Below are 19084 nucleotides of genomic sequence, written 5' to 3'. Positions count from 1 at the left end.
AATCCATCGATCATTCGACAGACTTGACCATCAACATACTGGGTTCGTTGACGATAACGTCTGAATCCAGCAACGTTGACCTTCCTGCGTCGAGAAAGACGCGGGCGCTTCTTGCATATCTTTTGATTGCGGATCGTCCGCAGCGTCGCGAACACTTGTGTGATCTCCTGTGGGACGAAGGGCCGGACGACCCGCGTGGAGCGTTGCGCTGGTCGCTCAGCAAATTGAGGCCGATCATCGATCGTGACCGACGTCGCCTCGTTGCGGACCGTGAGGTGGTCACGATCAATCGGGACGACATTTCGGTCGATCTCCACCGGGCACACCAGGCGCTCGGCGCGGAGCCGGCGAACGTCGATGCCGCGATCGCTGCGCTGGTGGCCTTGCGGGAGCCGCTGTTGCCAGGGCTCGACCTGCCTCGGCATGAGCGGTTTGCGGTCTGGCTTGCCGCCGAGCGGGCAGCGGCCGAGCGGTTGCGCTGCTCGCTCCTCCACCGCCACGTCATTTCGACCGCAATGTCGCCGCAGGATCGGCTTCCGTGGGTACGCGAATGGCTGGATGCCGACCCGTTCAACACCGACGCGGCCGCGCAGCTTGAGTCGACGTTGCGGCAACTGGGGCGTCAAGACGATGCCGAGGTGGCGAAACGAAGCTTCGCCAATGTGATCAGCGACGCAGGGCTACCGCCAGTGCAAGCCCATCCCGTCGCGCTGTTCCCCGTCGCAGGGGTAGCTCCCCATGACATGCTGCAACGCCAGAAGATCCGGTTTTGCCAGGCGAGCGATGGTGTGCGACTGGCCTATGCGTGTGTCGGCGACGGACCGCCGCTCGTGAAGGCGGCGAACTGGCTCAACCATCTTGAACTGGATTGGGACGCGCCGATTTGGGCGCCGCTGTTTCAGGAACTGGCCCGCGATCATATGTTCGTGCGCTATGACGAGCGCGGCAACGGCATGTCGCAGTGCAAGGTTGCCGACATCAGCTTTGATGCCTTCGTCCGTGATCTTGAAACGGTCGTCGACGCTGCCGGTATCGAGCGCTTTCCGCTTCTCGGCATTTCGCAAGGCTGTGCCGTAGCGATCGAATACGCTGTTCGGCACCCGGAGCGTGTGAGCCACCTGATATTGTGGGGCGGCTATGCGGCGGGATGGCGGATCAATGCTACGCCCGACGTGATCGAGGAGCGTGAGGCGATCATCACGCTCGTGAGGCAGGGCTGGGGCCGGACCGACGCTGCTTACCGACAGGTGGTGACGGCTACTTTCATGCCCAGCGCCACCGCAGAAGAGCTCGACTGGTTTAATATCTTCCAACGACAGACTGTCGGGGCTTTGAATGCCGCACGATATCTTGAAGTGTTCGCCGATATCGACGTCCGCGGGGTCCTCAAAGACGTGCAGGCGCCGACCCTTGTCTCGCACGCCCGCGGCGACCAGCGGATCCCGTTGAGCGTTGGTGGGAAACTGGCGGCAGAGATACCAGGGGCGGAGTTCGTCACGCTGGACAGCGATAACCACCTGCTGCTGGGGCGCGAGCCGGCGTCGCTCGCGTTCGTCGCCCATGTCCGACAGTTTCTGTCGACGCCAGTTTCGCGTGGTTAGGCGAGTCCGCTCGGTTGTCTCCAAGGTACAAGCGACGCCGCTTGAGCAGATCGTTCGTAGACGGGGCCGCAGACTGCCAGCAGGCAAAGCGTCGTGCAAAACGCAGTAGCGGCGGTAACAATCATCGCGCGAGCGACACCCGTTCTTGAGGGGAGATGCATATCTGATTTTCCAAGTCGTAACCGGAACGTTCGGGGGATCCGGCTCACAGGAGTTAATGCCCACGCAATTCCGCGTGGCACCGAGCGGCAATATCGTGAAGCCGTCGTCACGCCCGTCGATTTAGCCGTGGTAACGGAAGTTTATCCCGTGGAAACACCTCACAGCGGTACCCTTCGTGCGACCAAATTTCAGCGAGGAGCTCGGATTGGCTACCGATCAAGGGTCTTCATCCAGGTAGCGGTACGCTACGTGCGGAAACGGGTCTGAGTTTACTGGCCTGCTCAAGATAAGCCATGTCGAGCTGCCTGAGGTTACGCAATGAGGTGTGCAAAAACTGTTGCCTTCCCGAGCGTTTGGCGTGGTAGCATGAGATAAATGAATGTCGGGTTCTGGTCAGCGGCTAGCAGGTCGTGAATGTCCACAACTGGGTCTCGTCTCGCCGCTGGGTAGCAATGCCGCTAAGGTTGGGTACCTGCGGGTTTAGGCAGGCTATTGGCTGTCTCTGGCCTCGTCAAACGCTGACCGATTGCTTTCGATTTCCGCGATGTGTGCGCCGGCCCAGTATCCGAGTTCGCGGATCGGATCGGCCAACGATCGGCCAAGAGCGGTGAGGGCGTACTCCACCTGAGGCGGCACGGTTGGGTGGACGGTGCGGTCCACCATGCCATCGCGTTCAAGCGCACGCAGCGTTCGGGCGAGCATCTGTTGGCTTATGCCCCCGATGGTGCGCTTGATGTCATTGAAGCGTCGCGGCCGCTCCGTGAGCGTCATCACAATCATGACGGTCCACTTGTCGCCGATGAGGCTGAGAACACCGCTGAACCGTTTGCATTCGACGTGAATCGGCTCGGGGATGGTCAGCTCCATGTGACTAGGTCCTGCGAAAATGCCTTCTTGGCGGGGGGCTTGAGGTTACATAGCTGGTCTAGGTCACTTTTCCAGACCGGAGCTGAGCCTATGAACATTCTGCACATCGATGCCAGTGCGAGCGAAAGCGCTGTCTCGCATACACGTCGCCTCTCGAGTGAACTCGTCGAGCGGCTCAAGACCGCCAATCCCGGCGCAACAATCGTGTACCGCGACCTCGTCGCCAACCAGCTTCCCCACGTGGACATGACGATCCGGCATGCCTGGACGGCCGAGAACACCGGCGACACCAAGCTGGCCGAAACGATAAGCCGATCAAAGGCGCTGGTTGACGAGCTCAAGGCGGCGGACGTGGTGGTGGTCGGCTCGCCCATGTACAACTTTACGGTGCCCTCGACGTTAAAGGCGTGGGTCGACCATGTAGCGATCGCCGGGCAAACCTTCAGCTACACGGCCGAGGGGCCACGCGGCTTGCTGAGCGGCAAGGTCTATCTCGTCCTCTCATCGGGCGGAGTTTATTCCGAAGGACCGTTCGCCGCGTACGATCATCTGTCGACTTACCTCGAGGCGATCTTTAACTTTCTTGGCATCATGGACGTCGAGGTGATCAGAGCGGAAGGCATCGCTTACGGATTGGAGCAGGATCAAGCCGCGATGGCGAGCGCCGCTCAAAAAATAGAGGCGATTGCTGCCTGACCAGGTCGACAGCGAAGCCAGCCACGGAGATCGGGCCGTGGCTGGCCACCCGATTGGAACATTGGAATAGACCTGAACAAATGGCCGGTTCTGGAGCGCAGCGAGTCCACTCCGAATGACGGGTTCTGGGTCATTGAATCACGCCTAAACCTCGGTGCGTTCCGCAAGCTCCAAGGCGTCTTCGACGTCGACACCGAGATATCGAACGGTGCTCTCGATCTTCGCATGACCAAGCAGGATTTGGACGGCTCGCAGATTGCCCGTTGCCTTGTAAATGATCGAGGCTTTGGTGCGCCGGAGCGCATGCGTTCCGTATTCCTGAGGTTGAAGGCCGATGCCAGCGACCCATTCGTGGACCAACCGAGCATACTGCCGCGTGCTCATATGGCCGGTATAATCGTTACGGCGTGGAAAGACGTAGTCGTTGATTGATCCACCGCGGCGTTCCAGCCATGCACGCATCGTCTTCCTGGCAGCTTCCATCAGTTCAAACTGAACAGGTCGCTTAGTTTTTTGCTGAACGATGATCGCTCGATCCCGGATGCGCCCGCCAGATACGATGTCACCAATTCGAACCTTGACCACGTCGCAGCCACGCAACTTGCTATCGATCGCGAAGTCGAAGAGCGCGCGGTCACGCAACCGCTTATGTTGATCTAACCAGAAGCGAATGGCCCACACCTGTTGCTGCTTGAGCGCGCGTTTGGCGCCTAACAGGCGGCCCTCGTTCCAAGGCCGGCGTTCTTGGAAGGCAGGGTCAATTGAAGAGTGGCCCATGCTCACCTCCATTGAGTTGGCCGATTTACCGTGGGAATTACCAGAACAAAGTTGATCATTCGTTAGCGGCAAAGCACTTGTCGTGATTCGAAAGTGGTTGCCCTAAAGGCTTTCGTGCAAATCTTGCCATGTCAGATCGAACCTCTGAAGGTATTTCCTTAGCCTGTCGGCATCGTTGGAGGAGGTCCGCTTTGCCAGCGACGCGGCGAATAGCATCCGTCCTGCTTCCGACAGCGAGCGGCTGCGGCGGCAGGTATTGACGACATGGGCCAACTGCACACGATCGAAGGGATCAAGTTCGGCCATTCGCCCCGTCGGCACGATGCTCCCAAGCCCGTCGTCAACAGCGATATGGATCGACCATAGCCGTTTCAACCGGACGACTTCCGCCTCCACGCACGAGGCGTCTATCCGCCCGCTGGGGCTGAACGTCGCCATCCGGGTCACGCTGGACGCGAGATCGCGGAAGTTGCCGGTCCAGCGCGCGTCTGGGTGGATTGCGAACGCGAGGTAACGATCGCGCGCCTCCTTGTTGAAAGTAACCCGCGTTCCTTCGCGTTCGGCGAAACGGTCCAGTTCGTAGTCGAGGTTGGGCGCGATGTCTTCGCGCCGGTCGGCGAGGCCGGGTAGCGCGAACGTCCACAGGTTCAGCCGCGCGTACAGGTCGTCGCGAAAGCGTCCTTCGGCGACGGCTTGGCCCAGATCGCGGTTGGTGCCGGCGAGCAGTTGGAAATCGGATGCGGCCTCGCTGTCTGCTCCGACTGGCAGGAAGCGCTTGTCCTCGATCGCGCGCAGGATCATCGCCTGCTCGTCGAGACCTAATTCACCGATCTCGTCGAGGAACAGCATGCCCTTGTCGGCGGTACGCAGCAGCCCGGCGCGATCGGCTGCTGCCCCGGTAAAGGACCCTTTCTTGTGGCCGAACAATGCCGACATCGCGCTGTCGCCTTTCAGCGTGGCGCAGTTCACTTCGACGAACGCGCCCTTGACCTGATGCTTCAGTCGTTTGAGGTCGTAAATACGCCGTCCCAGTTGGCTTTTGCCCGCGCCGGTCGGACCCATTAGCAGCACTGGCGCGCGCGAGCGGGTCGCCACCTGCTCGATCTCGTCGATCATCGCGTTGAAGGTGGGGTTTCGCGTCTCGATCCCCGACTTCAGGAACGATGTGCTTTCCGCGCTCGCGACGCTGAAGCGGGTGGCGATGCTGTCGTAGCGCGACAGGTCGAGGTCGATCGCGTTCCAGATACCGACGGGTTCGGCCGTGCCTCGCCGCGGCTGCGTCTGGAGCAGGCGACCCGGAAGGTAACGCGCCTCTGTCAGCAGAAACAGGCAGATCTGCGCCACGTGCGTGCCGGTGGTGATATGAACGAGATAGTCCTCCGCCTCCGGATCGAACGACGACGCACGGACGAAATCGAGGAGCTTGCCGTAAACCTCCTCAAAGTCCCAGGCATCCGCGAAGTCGATCAAATAGGGCTCAACCCGTGTTTCGGGCGACACGGACCGGATGTCCTCCGCGACGAACTCCGCCAGGCGGCGGTGCGGCGTACCATGCAGGAGCACGAAGCGATCGACCCGCAGGTCCTCGTGCATCACGAGGCTCACGGAAGGGCGCCACTTGTTCCAGCGGGACGCATCCAGCTTGCTGCCGTCCAGCGTCGACCCAAGAAATCCGATTACGACCAAAGGTTTCATGATTATCTCATAAGATAAGAACCGATCCTAGTCGATCAGATATCGGCGGTGGTTTGCAGAAGGGCAAAAAGAAGGCAAAAGAGAATACTGAAATATATTAGTGGGATAGGTGGATATCTCGGAGCGGGAGAGCAGTTGGCACGGTGTCTGCTGCGTGATTGGTGTCGGGTCGACTGGTATCGAACAGCCCGACGAAGCGGCCGGGGTGGCGGGAATAGGCCAGCCACCCCAATCCGCGACGTAATAGAGTACCGGAGGCGACCATGACCACCAACTATGACTTACAAACCGTTGAGGGCGGCGTACCGATCAAGATGTGGACGCGCGGCGTGCCGGTCGACGACAAGGCGCGAGCTCAGCTGGCCAGCGCCGCGCGGATGCCGTTCGTCTTCAAGCACGTTGCAGTAATGCCGGACGTGCATGTCGGTATCGGCGCCACCATCGGCTCGGTCATTGCGACCAAGGGCGCGGTGATCCCCGCAGCGGTTGGCGTCGATATCGGCTGCGGCATGATGGCGGCGCGGACATCGCTGACCGCCAGCGACCTGCCCGACAATCTGGAGGGGGTCCGCGCCGCGATCGAACGCGCGGTGCCGGTCGGCCGCGACGTCAAGATGGGCAAGCGTGATCCGGGATCGTGGGGGGATCCGCCTGCCGCGATCGTCGATGCGTGGGCGACGCTTGCCGAGCGTTTCGGGCAGATCGTCGCCAAGTATCCGAAGCTAGGCAAGGCCAACAATTTGGTCCACCTTGGTACGCTCGGCACCGGCAACCACTTCATCGAAGTCTGCCTGGATACCGAACAGCGGGTTTGGGTGATGCTTCACTCGGGCTCGCGCGGCGTTGGCAATGCGATCGGCACGTTCTTCATCGAGCTGGCGAAGCAGGACATGCGCAAGTGGTTCCTGAACCTGCCTGACGAGGATCTGGCCTACTTTCCCGAGGGCACCGACCATTTCGACGATTATGTCGAGGCGGTCGGCTGGGCGCAGGACTATGCAGCGCTCAATCGGCGGATGATGATGACGAATGTGATCCGGGCGATGCGCGGCGTCATCGCCAAACCGTTCGATGCGGAGCTGGAAGCGATCAACTGCCATCACAACTATGTCGGGCGGGAGAACCATTTCGGCCAGAACGTGCTCGTGACCCGCAAGGGTGCGGTGCGCGCTGCGACCGGCGTCATGGGGATCATCCCCGGCTCGATGGGCGCCAAGTCGTTCATCGTTCGCGGGCTTGGCAACAAGGAGTCGTTCGACAGCTGCTCGCATGGCGCCGGGCGAGTGATGAGCCGAACCCAGGCCAAACGCGAGGTGACGGTGGCGGAGCACGTCGCCGCGACCGAGGGCGTCGCATGCCGCAAGGACGAGGGCGTGATCGACGAAAGCCCGCGCGCGTACAAGCCGATCGAGGCGGTGATGGCGGCGCAGGCCGATCTCGTCGAGATCGTGCATACGCTCAAGCAGGTGGTGTGCGTCAAAGGCTGACGCGCACCACCGTCCGAACTGGAAAGAACGACCATGATCGAGATCGACGGCTCCGAAGGCGAGGGCGGAGGGCAGGTGGTGCGCAACGCCTGCGCACTGTCGCTCGTCACCGGCACGCCTTTCCGAATTACTAACGTGCGCGGCGGACGAGAGAAGCCCGGGTTGATGCGCCAGCACGTCACCGCGATCGAGGCTGCCTGCACCGTCGGCAGTGCGACGTGCGACGGACTGACCGTAGGATCGTCCGAGATCATTTTTCGTCCCGGGCAAGTCGTTGCGGGGGAATATAACATCTCCGTTGGCACTGCGGGATCGACCGGTCTGGTGTTGCAGACGGTATTGATGCCGCTCGTTTTCGCGGACCGGCCATCGCGGCTCGTGCTGGAGGGCGGTACGCACAACATGCTCGCGCCACCGTTCGACTTCATTGCAAAGAGCTTCCTGCCCATCATCGATCGGATGGGGCCGACCGTCACCGCGCGGCTTGTAAGGCCTGGCTTCTATCCGCGTGGCGGCGGCCGGATCGAGGTAATCATCACGCCCGCGCCGCTCCGTGCGATCGACTGCCTGGAGCGGGGCGCTTTGGTCGATCGTTCGGCGTTGGCCATGTTTGCGGGGATCCCGCCGGCGGTCGCCGACCGCGAAATCGCCACCGCTCGCAAGCTGCTCGACTGGCCGGACGAAGCGTTTGCCGTCAGGGAACTCCCCGAGAGTCAGGGACCGGGCAATATCCTACTCCTGGAAGCGGCGTTCGAGCATGTGACCGAGGTGGTCAGCGGCTTCGGCAAGCTGGGCGTGTCGGCGGAAAGGGTGGCGCAGACCGCCGTGAGCCGCATGACTGGCTACCTCGCGTCGGACGCGTTCGCTGGCCCATATCTAGCTGACCAGCTGCTCCTGCCATTTGCGTTGGCGGGCGGTGGCACGTTCACGACCGTGAAGCCGAGCCAGCACAGCTATACGGCTGCAGCAGTGATCGAACGCTTCCTTGATCGCCGATGCGGTTTCACTCAGCTGCCCTCTGGAGCCCACCGTCTGGACGTGAGGTAAGCGCGAACTGCTGCGCAAGCGACCCTGGTCAGCAGCTGTCGTGGTGTCGACTGCGGCAGCGGTCTCGGTTACCTGCATCGGCATGCTTGCGAGATCCGATCGACCCGCCGATTTTAACCTCGACCGGGACGGGGCGGAACTCTTCGCGCAGGCGCTGGACGAACCTGCGCTTGTTCGCCTCGAGGCTGCTTTGGCCGCGCTTCCGATCGACACGCCCGGCGTGCGGATCGGGGAGGAGCCGTTGCTCAAGCCGTTGCTTGAGATTTCCGGACCAATCGGTGCCATAGCTGCGACCGCGATCGGGTCCGATGCTCGCCCGGTGCGTGCGATCCTGTTCGACAAGACGGCGGGGCGGAACTGGGCGCTCGGCTGGCATCAGGACCGCACGATCGTCGTCAGGGAGCGGATCGATGCCCCGGGTTTCGGGCCGTGGACGGTTAAGTCCGGGCTCATCCAGGTCGAGCCGCCGTTCGAGATTCTCAAGCGCATGGTGACAGTGCGCGTGCACCTCGACCAAGTCGACGCGAGTAACGCACCGTTGCGTATCGTGCCCGGCTCACACCGGCTCGGACGCTTGCCCGAGGGCGAAGTTCAACGCGTGGCGGCGATCTCTGGTGAGCGGCTCTGCCTCGCCGAGCGCGGCGACGTGTGGCTCTATGCTACGTCGATCGTCCACGCATCGCTCCCTGCCCACCCGCCGCGGCGACGGCGGGTCCTCCAGGTCGACTATTCCGCTGACGTCGCGCCATACCCACTTGCCTGGCGCGGTTTATAGGTGCCGGATTGAGTCGCCCACGCGTCCGAACGGTCCTGTTCGTGTGTAGCCAAAACAAGCTGCGAAGCCCAACGGCCGAGCAGGTGTTTTCGTGGCGAGAAGACCTAGAGGTAGACTCTGCCGGGACGAACCATGATGCAGAAAACCCACTCACGGCTGAACTGGTCAGATGGGCCGACCTGATTTTCGTCATGGAGAAGGCGCATCGAAGCAAGCTGCAGCGACGCTTCCGAGAGGCTCTGGCAGGCACGCGCGTTATCTGCCTCGACATACCCGATGATTACGCTTTCCTGCAGCCAGAACTGGTCAGCCTTCTCGAGATCAAGGTGAGCAGGCACCTGCCCGCGACCCTTACCGCAGCGCCAAAGAGACGAGCTTGAGCGCGAGATCGGAACATGAATGAACGTCTGCTTCCGGGAAGGCCCTAAGCGGGTGTAAGCGTCCGACTATGGGTCTCCGCGCGGATAAGTAGCGCTGGCGGATGAATAGGTGCAGCAAGTAACTTCGAATACTGAGCTGCCCATTTGTCGCCCGCCGTAGTTATCTGGCGGAAGGCAATGTTACCATATTCGTACGCGGTCGGCCGGCACCAGATACTGCTTCTGGCTAGGATCAATCTTCCATGCGGCGTACCAAGCATCCACGTTGCGTAGCGGGTTCACCGCACGGATCTGGCCCGGCGAGTGCGGGTCGCTGACCAACTGCTGTCGGAGTGCCTCGTTGCGGAGCAGCGTCCGCCAAACCTGTCCCCAACCCAGGAAGAAGCGCTGGTCGCCGGTGAAGCCGCCGATCACGGGGGCAGTCTTGCCGCCAAGCGAGGTATGATACGCGTCGAGCGAGATCAGCACCCCGCCCAGGTCGCCGATGTTCTCGCCCATCGAAGCGCGGCCATTGATGTGAATGCCGGGAAGCCCGTCGAAGCTGTACGCCTCGTATTGTTCGCCAAGCCGTGCCGCTTGCGCCTCGAACTTGGTCGCGTCCTCCGCCGTCCACCAGTCGCGCAGGATACCGCGGCCATCCGACTTTCGGCCCTGGTCGTCGAAGCCGTGGCTGATCTCATGGCCGATCACGCCGCCGATGCCGCCATAGTTCACGGCATCGTCCGCCTTCGGGTCGAAGAAGGGCGGCTGCAGGATGGCTGCGGGGAACACGATCTCGTTCTTGACCGAGTTGTAGTAGGCGTTGACCGTCTGTGGGGTCATTCCCCACTCGGCCTTGTCGACCGGTATACCGATCCGCGCCCGCCGGTAATTCCATTCGAAGCGTTGCGCGGCCTCTGCGTTGCCGACGAGGTCGCCTGGCTTGATCTGGAGCGCGGCATAGTCGCGCCACTTGTCCGGGTAGCCGATCTTGACGTTGAAGCCCTTGAGCTTGTCGAGCGCCTGCTCCTTCGTGGCGGCGCCCATCCAACTCAGATTGCGGATGCGTCCGGCCAGCGCCACGCGCAAATTGCCGACGAGCTGGTCCATCTTCGCCTTGGACGCGGGCGGGAAGTAGAGCGCGACATAGTCTCGGCCGATCCCCTCACCGACGCCGTTCTCGGCGAACGCCACCGCACGCTTCCAGCGCTCGCGCTGCTGTGGTTGGCCGTTCAGGAACTTCGAGCGAAACTCGAACTGCGCGTCGACGAAGCGCTTCGACAGGAGTGGCGCGATGTCGTCCGTGATGCGGAATGCCTCCCACGCCTTCAACGTTGCGAGGTCGCTATCGGCGAACACCTTGGCGATGCCGGGGAAGGCGGTGTTCTGCGCCACGATCGCGCGGTTGGCGGCGTCGACACCAGCGGCCTTGAAGAAGGTCGCCCAGGGAAAACCGGGTGCCTGGCTTGCCAACTGCGCGGGCGTCGTCGGGTTGTAGGTCTTGTCGCGGTCGCGGCTCTCTGCGCGCGTCCAGTGCGCCTGGGCGAGCTTGGTCTCCATCGCCACGACGTTCCCCGCCGCGGTCTCGGCGTCCGGCCATCCCGCGAGCGTCAGCATCTGCGTCACATATTGGCGATACCGCGCGACCTGTGGGGCGAATTTGGGGTCGAGATAAAGTTCGCGATCTCCGAGGCCCAGACCGGACTGGCGCAAATAGAGCGCGTATACGTCTGGCTGCTTGGCGTCGTCGTTGACGCCCGGCGCGAAGAAGCTCGCGCCGAAGCCGCCGAGCGAGCGTCCCATGAATTGTGCGATGTCGTCCTTAGACGTTGCAGCCTTCAGCAGCGCCAGTCGCTGGACCAGCGGTGCGGCGTCGAGCTTCTCCGCCGTCGCGGTGTCCATAAACCCGGCGTAGAGGATCGCTGCCTTCATCCGGTCGGTATGCTCGATATCGGAGGGACTGTAGCGGCCGATGAGGCTGCGCAGCCGCTGCTCGGAGATGTCGCGTAAAACCGCAAATGCACCGTAGGACGAGCGATCCGGTGGGATCTGGGTTCGATCCGCCCATGCGCCGTTGACGAAGCGGAACCAGTCGTCGCCGGGCTTCACGCTACGATCCATCCCGGTGACGTCGAAGCCCCAACTGCCATAGCTGGTCGCCGCGGTGCTATCCGCCGGCGCTAGTGCTCTTGACTGCGGAGTCTGTCCTGTAACTGCGCTCCCGATCGCGACGACGCCGAGGAGGGCAACAAGCGGCATATGCTTCAAAACCAACCATCTTCTCCGATCAAGGACATTGCACCTTACCTTTATGAGGGCTTCGCGCCAGCGGAAAACATTCAACAAGTGGCCCACATCAAGATGCTGCCGAGCTCGTTTGGATATTCAATGGATGCGTAGGTCTCGAAAGCGGAGAGGGGCGCGCGAATGCCAGCTATGGCCTTCCATGCCGCGGGCCATTCATATTCGCTAGTTCGCCGAAAGCCTGGGAACCTGTCTCAAGTCGTACACCTCCCGCTTGGATCGTTCATGGTGCATCGGATGGCTACAGCTGCCAACAGCCTTGGCGCTTATTGCAAGATGTAAGAAGGGCATCCGAGTCGCCTCGAATGCCCTAATTTTGCAAGCCGCTTGGGAGCAACCTGCCTGCAACTCTAAGCGCTTAGTCTGTTAGATGCCATTCGAAAGATTGGTATCCGGATCGTTGGTGCGCATGTCTTCAGCCTGATTCTGGCCTGTCGCGCGTACTGCGTCGGCCTTGTTCTCCAGGCTTGCTTCAGCTGCTTCGTTGCCCGTGGCATCGGCCGCGTCTTCGAGGTTATCGGCGACGGCTTCAGTGTTCGACTCGATCTTATCGGCCGCCTGCTCGCGCGGGCTGGTGTTGCAGGCGGCGAGCGAGAGCAAGCCGGTAACGACGGCGACAGCGAAAACTTTCTTCATGATCAACCCTTTTTGTGGTGCGGTACGGATACACGACGGCGGTTAGAACTCAACGCCGATCCACTTGGTGGGGTATAACGGGCCAGCGGCCAGCGGCCAGCGGCCAGCAATGCCTTGCCTAAGCGATCCCCTCAACTGGCTGGAACCAGTGGCTAAGCCCATGCGCTCCGAGCGGCACCACTAAGGAAACAGCGATGGATGAGTTTGCGCGCATGATGAGTATGGAGGGTGTCCGTCCGCTTGATACCCCAAAAGAAACATCCCGGCGGGTCTTCAAACAGCCATCTCCAGTTTCGAGCCAACCGTTAGTAACTACGCCGGAATTGGGGGCGGGCGGTTATGCATGGGTTACAGGAAAACGTGCGCGCACTGCGCTCGAGACGGCGTTGGAACGCTTGGCCAGCGAGATCCGCAGCGGACGGCGCGGCTGGGCAACCGGCATTCTTCAGGATGGCAGGACAGTCACATTGCCTGCTTTGTCAGGAGCGGCGTCACTGCTTGGCACCGCAGATCGACAATCGTTACGCCTAATGATTGTCGGCGGCGACGGCTGGACCTTCGTAATGCATCCGATGATGGGAGTCGCTACGCTAGATAACGATCCTGCCTAGCCCGATGAACAAGCGTCAGGAAAGGGAACGCAGGTGGAGCGGCTTGAACGTCGAGAACTAGGTTGTCCTAACTAAGGGGCGGCGGTCCGCGTTACTATTGCTGATCCGCCCCTCGTTGAGCCCTTTCGTTGGATTGTTGTTTCTGCCACGGCCAGCGCCCGTCAATCTCGACCTCGAGCGAGAAGCTCAGGAACGTCCTGATAAGAACAATGCCAGCAAGAACGAGCAGACTTTCGATTGTCGGCTCGACCGCTACCGTGTTGATGATGTCGGCCGCGACCAGGAACTCGAGGCCAAGAAGGATTGATCGGCCAAGACCCGACCGAAAGTCGGCGACTAGCACTGCTCGGCTGGTTTTGCCCCGAGCGAGACCGAGCAAGAACGCGGCCAGCGTTCCGAATGCCCCTACAACGATAATGGCTGTACCGACGATCTCGACGGCACTCGTTGCTAAGTGGATCCACTGGGCTTCGTTCCTGATCATGGTGCTTCATGCCTGAGCGGCTACAAAGGCACAAACTACCAGAGGGCAGGTTGGCAGTCCGACTGGTTGGAAGCGCCGCGCCTGCTTTAACGAATACGGCGTGGATAGATCGGGCCCATCGACGCGTTGCTGCGCCGCACAATTTGGACACCGTGATATGCCTGCTGCCAACATTACCTGCTCAGCAAGCGGGCCACGTCGGTCCGAAGCTAGGCGTGCTGTTACTCGAGGTTCGCAAAATCCTGACAGCCGCGTTGGTTGCGGAGCTTGGTCATGAACGCATCGTTAGCACCACAGACGGTCCGTCGGCCGCTCATTCTCGCGGCGGTAATGCTGGCTTCGTTCATGATTGCGATCGAGGCAACGATTGTATCGACGGCAATGCCCCAAATCGCAGGTCAGCTTGGTCAGCTTCAATACTATGCCTGGGTCTTCTCTTCATTCCTGCTTGCGCAGACCGCTACTACGGTGGTGTTCGGCAAGCTGGCGGATCTATATGGGCGGCGGTCGGTGCTGCTGGTTGGCATCAGCATTTTCCTCCTTGGATCAATTTTGTGTGGGTTCGCCTGGTCGATGCCGGCACTCATCGCGTTCCGTTTAATCCAGGGGCTGGGTGCTGGTGCGATCCAGCCTGTCTCCATCACTGTCATCGGTGATCTTTATGCGGCGCACGAACGTGGCAAGGTGCAAGGCTGGCTGGCAAGCGTCTGGGGCGTGTCATCAGTGATCGGTCCGCTTGCGGGCGGGTTGATCATCCAGCATGTCAGTTGGGCGTGGATCTTCTGGATCAATGTGCCGATCGGATTGGCCGCAGCCGCCGGCTTCTTCCTGTTTCTGCGCGAGACGGTCACGACGCACGAGCGTAGCGTCGACGTAGCAGGGGCGGGCCTGTTCACGGTCGCGATCGCGTCGCTGATGGTCGCGCTGACAGAGGCCGGGGCTTCGGACGGGCGCTTCGCGGTGCTAGCTGCGGCAGTATGCCTTGTCGCGGCCGCGTTGTTCGTAGTCCAGGAGCGGCGTGCTCGTGATCCAATGGTTGCTTTCGCGTTGTGGACGCGTCGCGCGATTGCCACCACCAATGCCGCAACGCTGTTCAGCGGCATGGCGGTGATCGGGCTGACTACCTTTTTGCCGATGTACGTGCAGGCCGTCATGGGCCGGTCGCCGCTCGAAGCAGGCTTTATGTTGACCGCGATGGTACTGGGCTGGCCGATTGCGGCGACGCTTGGTGCCCGTAACTTTGGCCGGTTTGGCCTACGGCGAATCCTTGTTTTCGGTGCCGCGCTACTACCAGTAGGCGCTGTACCGTTCGTATTGCTGTCACCCACCACTTCGCCTCTGGTGGCAGGTCTCGGTTCGCTGATCATGGGTTTCGGTATGGGCTTCCTGAGCACTGCGGCAATCGTACTCATCCAGGACAGTGTCGGGTGGACGGAACGTGGTGCTGCTACAGCATCAAACCTCTTCGCTCGTAATCTCGGCAGCACTCTTGGAGCCGCAGTGCTGGGCACGGTGCTTAACGCCAGCCTCGCACGAGACCATTCGGGGTCGTTGCAACAGGTACAGGAGCTGCTGCACGGCCAAGGGGCCATCGTCGGTGCAGCGGCAAGCCGCGCCGGCCTAGCTCATGGGCTTCACCTGACCTTCTGGGGCGTGTTGATCATAGCGCTGCTTGCTGTGTTACTTTCAGTTTTCGTTCCCCGCGTAACATTCGGGACCCGACCGCCGGAGTAGTTGGCATCCTAACTGCACCTGAACGAGCGTCTGAAGTTGGAAAGCCCAGGAGGACTGTGGAATGTCCACCAGTGGGTCTGGCCGGAAGTTGTAGGGGAGGGGCGCGTTCGCCCACCTGTGCCTAGCGCCTAAGTCCGGTTTGTGGAGGCTCGATGACGACCGTTAGCGTGCGGCAGGCAGCCAATCTTGATCGGGAAAAGGTTGCCGCTCAGGCCGGGCCGCTGTGGCCGATAGCAAATCGGCGTTAGGCAGTCGATAACGCCTTCCATTGCGCTCAATAAGCCCCCGAGACGTTAACGATGAAAGAACCCGACTTACATGTACAGAGGTAAGCCCAAGCACATCGCCTATCTGCTCTTGAGTTACCATCAGGTCAAAACTTTTATCTTGCACAAGGCCGAGCGGCTCTAAACGTTCTTTAACATCAAGTAGAAAGGAAGCCACGCTTGCTTCGGCCCCTACTCTACCGATCGCGGCAAGGCGATCCATAAGTACGATGCGTTCCTGCTGAACGCTCAACAAAAATCGGGCGGCAACCCGCGGGTGTGTTTCAAACAGTGCGCCAAAGCGAGCGAGGGGCACATTAGCGATCACGACATCGGTAATTGCTAACACATTCTCGGTCGAGCGCCTCATTGCCATGCTTGGTGTTCCAAGCGGTTCGCCCGGCAAATGGATCTTTGCTATCTGTCGCCCGCCGTTTGGCATAACTTTCCATACCGCGGCCCAGCCCGACAGAAGCAGGTAGAAGCCTCTTGCTTCATCGTTTTCCCGGAGAATGGTTTGGCCGCGGTCGATTGTGTATGGCCGACCCGGCAGAGCCAAGACTGCCTCGCGCTCAGCTTCGCTAAGCAAGCCAAATTGTTCAAATCGGTGCAGGGGCAGTAGTTTTGTCATGGCCATTCGATAAATCGGATGTGCCCGGTTTTGCAATTGTGAACCGCAGCCTCGATCTCGTGATCTCGGTAGGAGCAAGAGCCCTTCCCACGCGGTTCTTGCCCCGGTTACCGTGACTTAGCCTCAAGTTGAGCTGTTCAAGGCGAAAACACAGCCCGCAGGCAGCCATCTTCCTTATGCTTGAACATGTGATAGCCCGTTGGACTCTCTTCCAACGAGAAGTGGTGCGTAGCCAGCGCTGCCGGCGTCAGCTCGCCTCGTTGGGCGTGCTCGAGCAATCGCGGTACATAGGCCTGGCCATGCTGCTGCGCTGTCCGAACAGTGACGCCTTTGTTCATCAAAACCCCCAGCGGAAATTTGTCCATCACGCCGTAGACGCCAAGGATCGATAGCGTGCCGCCCTTGCGCACGGCGAGTATGGCCTGACGCAAAGCGGTGCCGCGATCGGTTTCCAAATACAGCGCCTGTTTGACCCTGTCGTAAGCGTTCTGGAGGCCCGTGCCACCCGCTTCCATGCCGACTGCGTCGATACACGCATCGGGGCCACGTCCCCCTGTGAGTTCCTTCAGTGCTTCCACGACATCGACTTGTGTGTAGTCGAGCGTGATTGCGCCAAACGCCTGGGCCTGAGCGAGGCGTTCAGGATACCGGTCGATCGCGATCACGCGCTCGGCTCCGAGAATCATGGCGCCTTGTTGCGCCATCAGGCCCACCCCGCCGCAACCCCAGACGGCGACGACGTCTCCCCTCTGGATGTTGCAAAAATCCGCGCCCATGAAGCCGGTGGGGGCGGCGTCGGAAATGAACAGGGCCGCCTCGTCGGAAACGCCGTCCGGCACGACAAAACAATCGGTGTTGGCGAAGGGCACACGGACATATTCGGCATGCGCTCCGGCGTACCCGCCAAACGCATGCGAATAGGCGTAGATGCCGGCGGTCGGATAGCCCAACAACGGCTCCTGTAGCTCAGGCTTGGGATGGGTGGTGTCGCACAGCGAGTAGAGGTCGTGCTGGCAGTACCAGCATTGTCCACAGGAAATGAAAGACGGTACGACAACACGATCGCCGCGCTTCACCTTCGTCACCGCGCGTCCGACATCTACGATCTCACCCATGAACTCGTGACCAAGAACGTCGCCTGCTTTCATCGTTGGAATGAGGCCGTCGATGAGGTGCAGGTCCGAACCGCAGGTCGTCGAAAGCCGGACCTTTAGAATGACGTCATTCGGGTTGAGGATTTCAGGATCGTCGACGGTTTCGACACGAAGGTCGTTGACGCCGTTCCAGCAGAGAGCACGCATCTGGTTTCTCCTAGCGATCGGTGCCGCCTTTGCGGGCGGCAGGTTGGGGGTCGGTGGTTGGGATCTCACCGGTCATCGCCAAGGCGCGGAACCTGTAGAGCGCCTTGGACACGATCTCGCGGGGAACGATGTGAAACAGCTTGCCGATAGCCTCGCCGACGATGCCGCCCGGGGGATCGAACCGCACGCCGAGGTGGAGCTCTGTGCCGCGATCACCAGGCGCCGTCTGGAACGCCAGCGTGCCAGTGTTGGCGATGTCAGCGCCTTTGCCGGAGGACCATCGGATCAAACTTTGGCCTATGTCCTGAACTGAGGTACGCCATCGATATTCGCCACCTGCAGGGCCTCGGGCGATCCAGTCGGCGCTACCGTCGGCATTGACAGTAACATCTGCGAAGTCCGCCCAGATGCGGGACTGGGTGTCCGGCCGCAGCCATAGTGCGCGTAACTCTTCTGCTGGGCGGCCGATGGTGAGGGACGCTTCGGCCGCGGCGTCCAGCGATGTCTCGGATGCCAGGTCACTCATTGAAAGCTCCTTTCCTGCTTACACGATGTGTCTCGTCGCCCTGCGTTGGGTGGTGGTCCTCGCCACCCTTTGGCGGCAGTCACTTTCCTCCACAGTGTAACCCAGCGCCTGTCCGACCCGGGCGAGACTTGGTTGCCACTCGCCCCGGCGATCAGCGTAACTACGGTGGTTCAGGAGCGGTTCGATGCCCGCAGCCCTGAGTGTCGCCGCAGCGGTTTCGTAGCGTTCCTCGTACGGGCGGGTTTCCGTTACTGCCGTTGCCCTGTTTTCTGCAGCGAGATGCTGATCCAATGTCTCGAGCAGGAGCGCAGCACAGCGATGCAAGGCGTCCACCGGGGATGAGCATACGAAGGCGCGGTGCCGTTTCGGATCGAGCCCGGTCTCGATCAGTGTTGCGAGGTCGAGGAGTATAAAAACGAACCGGGTGACCGCGTAGCGTGGATCGTTGAAGCGGAAGTAAAACAGCAGCGGATAGAAGTGGTGCGCTTCCTTGATCATGGCGAGCGGTCGCACAAGGTTGTCGAGCGTGCTGGTAGCGTCGCTGAAATCCCCGCCCTGACTAAGCCGCGTCAGCATCTTGGCCGCGTCACCTGTCTCACCCGTCATCAGGTCTATGGTCAGCGCAAGCGCATTGCGCTCGTGCAGCGCGGAATAGACCTGCACGAGATAGCTCAGCACCAACGACAAGACCGATGCGCCGATAAATGAATTGATCAGAAACAGTAAACGAGTGCCGGAGCTATGCGGCGCGTAGTCGCCGCCACCAACGATCGACAGGCTGTTCCCGGCGACGAGCAACGCGGTGACGAGATCGGTAGGAGTCTCGCCACTGCTTGGGCGGATCGTAGTGCCGAGTTCCGGGCGGACGATGAAGGCTGCTGCCAGGGTCAGGCCAAGTGCCCAGAATGCGATCAGTGCGATGACGATCAGGGGGCCGGCGAACGACAGCACCGCGGATCGGTACCTGCCAGCCATTTTGGCGACCCCGCTGACCATCAGCCAGACACACCGGTTCCAGTGCGGTGCGAGCAGTCCAGTGCCAGCGCGCGCGTAGAGGACCGTGAGGAAGATGTCGGCCAGGAACAGCGCCATCAACGCCGCACCGCCCATCTGTTCGAACGTCAT

The 19084-nt window shown here is 61.1% G+C and carries 18 protein-coding genes; 7 read left to right on the top strand and 11 right to left on the bottom strand.

Annotated elements, in window-relative coordinates:
- Positions 1–23 precede the first annotated feature (23 nt).
- Complete coding sequence (locus E5673_RS18445; protein WP_210731774.1) at positions 24–1601, top strand: alpha/beta fold hydrolase; 1578 nt, start codon at positions 24–26, stop codon at positions 1599–1601.
- Positions 1602–2252: 651 nt separating this feature from the next.
- Here E5673_RS18445 and E5673_RS18440 read toward each other — a convergent pair.
- A complete protein-coding gene (locus E5673_RS18440) occupies positions 2253–2630 on the bottom strand; it encodes a helix-turn-helix domain-containing protein (RefSeq protein ID WP_136191123.1) in 378 nt (125 codons plus the stop codon).
- Positions 2631–2720: 90 nt separating this feature from the next.
- On the opposite strand from E5673_RS18440, the gene E5673_RS18435 reads away from it, so the two are divergent.
- Positions 2721–3326 carry an FMN-dependent NADH-azoreductase gene (locus E5673_RS18435; protein ID WP_136191122.1) on the top strand — a complete coding sequence of 202 codons (606 nt, stop codon included), beginning with the start codon at positions 2721–2723 and terminating at the stop codon, positions 3324–3326.
- Positions 3327–3470: 144 nt separating this feature from the next.
- On the opposite strand, the gene E5673_RS18430 is transcribed toward E5673_RS18435, so the two are convergent.
- Both E5673_RS18430 and rtcR read right to left on the bottom strand, forming a co-directional pair.
- Complete coding sequence (locus E5673_RS18430) at positions 3471–4103, bottom strand: tyrosine-type recombinase/integrase (protein WP_136191121.1); 633 nt, start codon at positions 4101–4103, stop codon at positions 3471–3473.
- A gap of 102 nt (positions 4104–4205) precedes the next feature.
- Positions 4206–5798 (bottom strand): RNA repair transcriptional activator RtcR, encoded by a 1593-nt coding sequence (gene rtcR, locus E5673_RS18425; RefSeq protein WP_093400935.1) that lies wholly within the window; start codon positions 5796–5798, stop codon positions 4206–4208.
- Between the two features lie 263 nt (positions 5799–6061).
- Between rtcR and E5673_RS18420 the strand changes: the two genes are divergently transcribed.
- The 3 genes from E5673_RS18420 to E5673_RS18410 all read left to right on the top strand — a co-directional run bounded on the left by E5673_RS18420 (position 6062) and on the right by E5673_RS18410 (position 9107).
- Positions 6062–7285, top strand: coding sequence for an RtcB family protein (locus E5673_RS18420; protein WP_136191120.1), 1224 nt, complete (start codon positions 6062–6064; stop codon positions 7283–7285).
- Positions 7286–7318: 33 nt separating this feature from the next.
- Positions 7319–8332: an RNA 3'-terminal phosphate cyclase gene (gene rtcA, locus E5673_RS18415; protein ID WP_136191119.1), complete on the top strand. Its 1014-nt coding sequence runs from the start codon at positions 7319–7321 to the stop codon at positions 8330–8332.
- 82 nt (positions 8333–8414) lie between these two features.
- Positions 8415–9107 carry a phytanoyl-CoA dioxygenase family protein gene (locus E5673_RS18410; protein WP_136191118.1) on the top strand — a complete coding sequence of 231 codons (693 nt, stop codon included), beginning with the start codon at positions 8415–8417 and terminating at the stop codon, positions 9105–9107.
- A gap of 104 nt (positions 9108–9211) precedes the next feature.
- Here E5673_RS18410 and E5673_RS20270 read toward each other — a convergent pair whose 3' ends face one another.
- The 3 genes from E5673_RS20270 to E5673_RS18395 all read right to left on the bottom strand — a co-directional run bounded on the left by E5673_RS20270 (position 9212) and on the right by E5673_RS18395 (position 12406).
- On the bottom strand, positions 9212–9445 hold the full coding sequence (locus E5673_RS20270) for a hypothetical protein (RefSeq protein ID WP_348769874.1): 234 nt from the start codon (positions 9443–9445) through the stop codon (positions 9212–9214).
- A gap of 222 nt (positions 9446–9667) precedes the next feature.
- Positions 9668–11725, bottom strand: coding sequence for a M13-type metalloendopeptidase (locus E5673_RS18400; RefSeq protein WP_136191621.1), 2058 nt, complete (start codon positions 11723–11725; stop codon positions 9668–9670).
- 411 nt (positions 11726–12136) lie between these two features.
- Positions 12137–12406 (bottom strand): hypothetical protein, encoded by a 270-nt coding sequence (locus E5673_RS18395; protein WP_136191116.1) that lies wholly within the window; start codon positions 12404–12406, stop codon positions 12137–12139.
- A gap of 194 nt (positions 12407–12600) precedes the next feature.
- Here E5673_RS18395 and E5673_RS18390 point away from each other — a divergent pair, with 194 nt between their 5' ends.
- Entirely contained in the window at positions 12601–13017 is a 417-nt protein-coding gene (locus E5673_RS18390; RefSeq protein WP_136191115.1) for a hypothetical protein, read from the top strand.
- Positions 13018–13111: 94 nt separating this feature from the next.
- Here the strand turns inward: E5673_RS18390 and E5673_RS18385 are convergent, their stop codons facing one another.
- Positions 13112–13501, bottom strand: coding sequence for a DUF1622 domain-containing protein (locus E5673_RS18385; RefSeq protein WP_136191114.1), 390 nt, complete (start codon positions 13499–13501; stop codon positions 13112–13114).
- 273 nt (positions 13502–13774) lie between these two features.
- On the opposite strand from E5673_RS18385, the gene E5673_RS18380 reads away from it, so the two are divergent.
- Positions 13775–15235 (top strand): MDR family MFS transporter, encoded by a 1461-nt coding sequence (locus tag E5673_RS18380; RefSeq protein ID WP_136191113.1) that lies wholly within the window; start codon positions 13775–13777, stop codon positions 15233–15235.
- Positions 15236–15397: 162 nt separating this feature from the next.
- Here E5673_RS18380 and E5673_RS18375 read toward each other — a convergent pair whose 3' ends face one another.
- The 4 genes from E5673_RS18375 to E5673_RS18360 all read right to left on the bottom strand — a co-directional run bounded on the left by E5673_RS18375 (position 15398) and on the right by E5673_RS18360 (position 19084).
- A complete protein-coding gene (locus E5673_RS18375; RefSeq protein WP_168711670.1) occupies positions 15398–16132 on the bottom strand; it encodes a Crp/Fnr family transcriptional regulator in 735 nt (244 codons plus the stop codon).
- Between the two features lie 137 nt (positions 16133–16269).
- Positions 16270–17433, bottom strand: a complete 1164-nt coding sequence (locus tag E5673_RS18370) for a zinc-dependent alcohol dehydrogenase (protein WP_136191111.1) — start codon at positions 17431–17433, stop codon at positions 16270–16272.
- 10 nt (positions 17434–17443) lie between these two features.
- Entirely contained in the window at positions 17444–17959 is a 516-nt protein-coding gene (locus E5673_RS18365) for a cyclase (protein WP_136191110.1), read from the bottom strand.
- 18 nt (positions 17960–17977) lie between these two features.
- Positions 17978–19084 (bottom strand): hypothetical protein, encoded by a 1107-nt coding sequence (locus E5673_RS18360; protein WP_136191109.1) that lies wholly within the window; start codon positions 19082–19084, stop codon positions 17978–17980.

It is taken from the genome of Sphingomonas sp. PAMC26645 (genome assembly GCF_004795835.1).
In the GTDB taxonomy this organism is placed as follows: domain Bacteria; phylum Pseudomonadota; class Alphaproteobacteria; order Sphingomonadales; family Sphingomonadaceae; genus Sphingomonas.
This window is presented reverse-complemented; position numbering and strand designations above follow the sequence as displayed.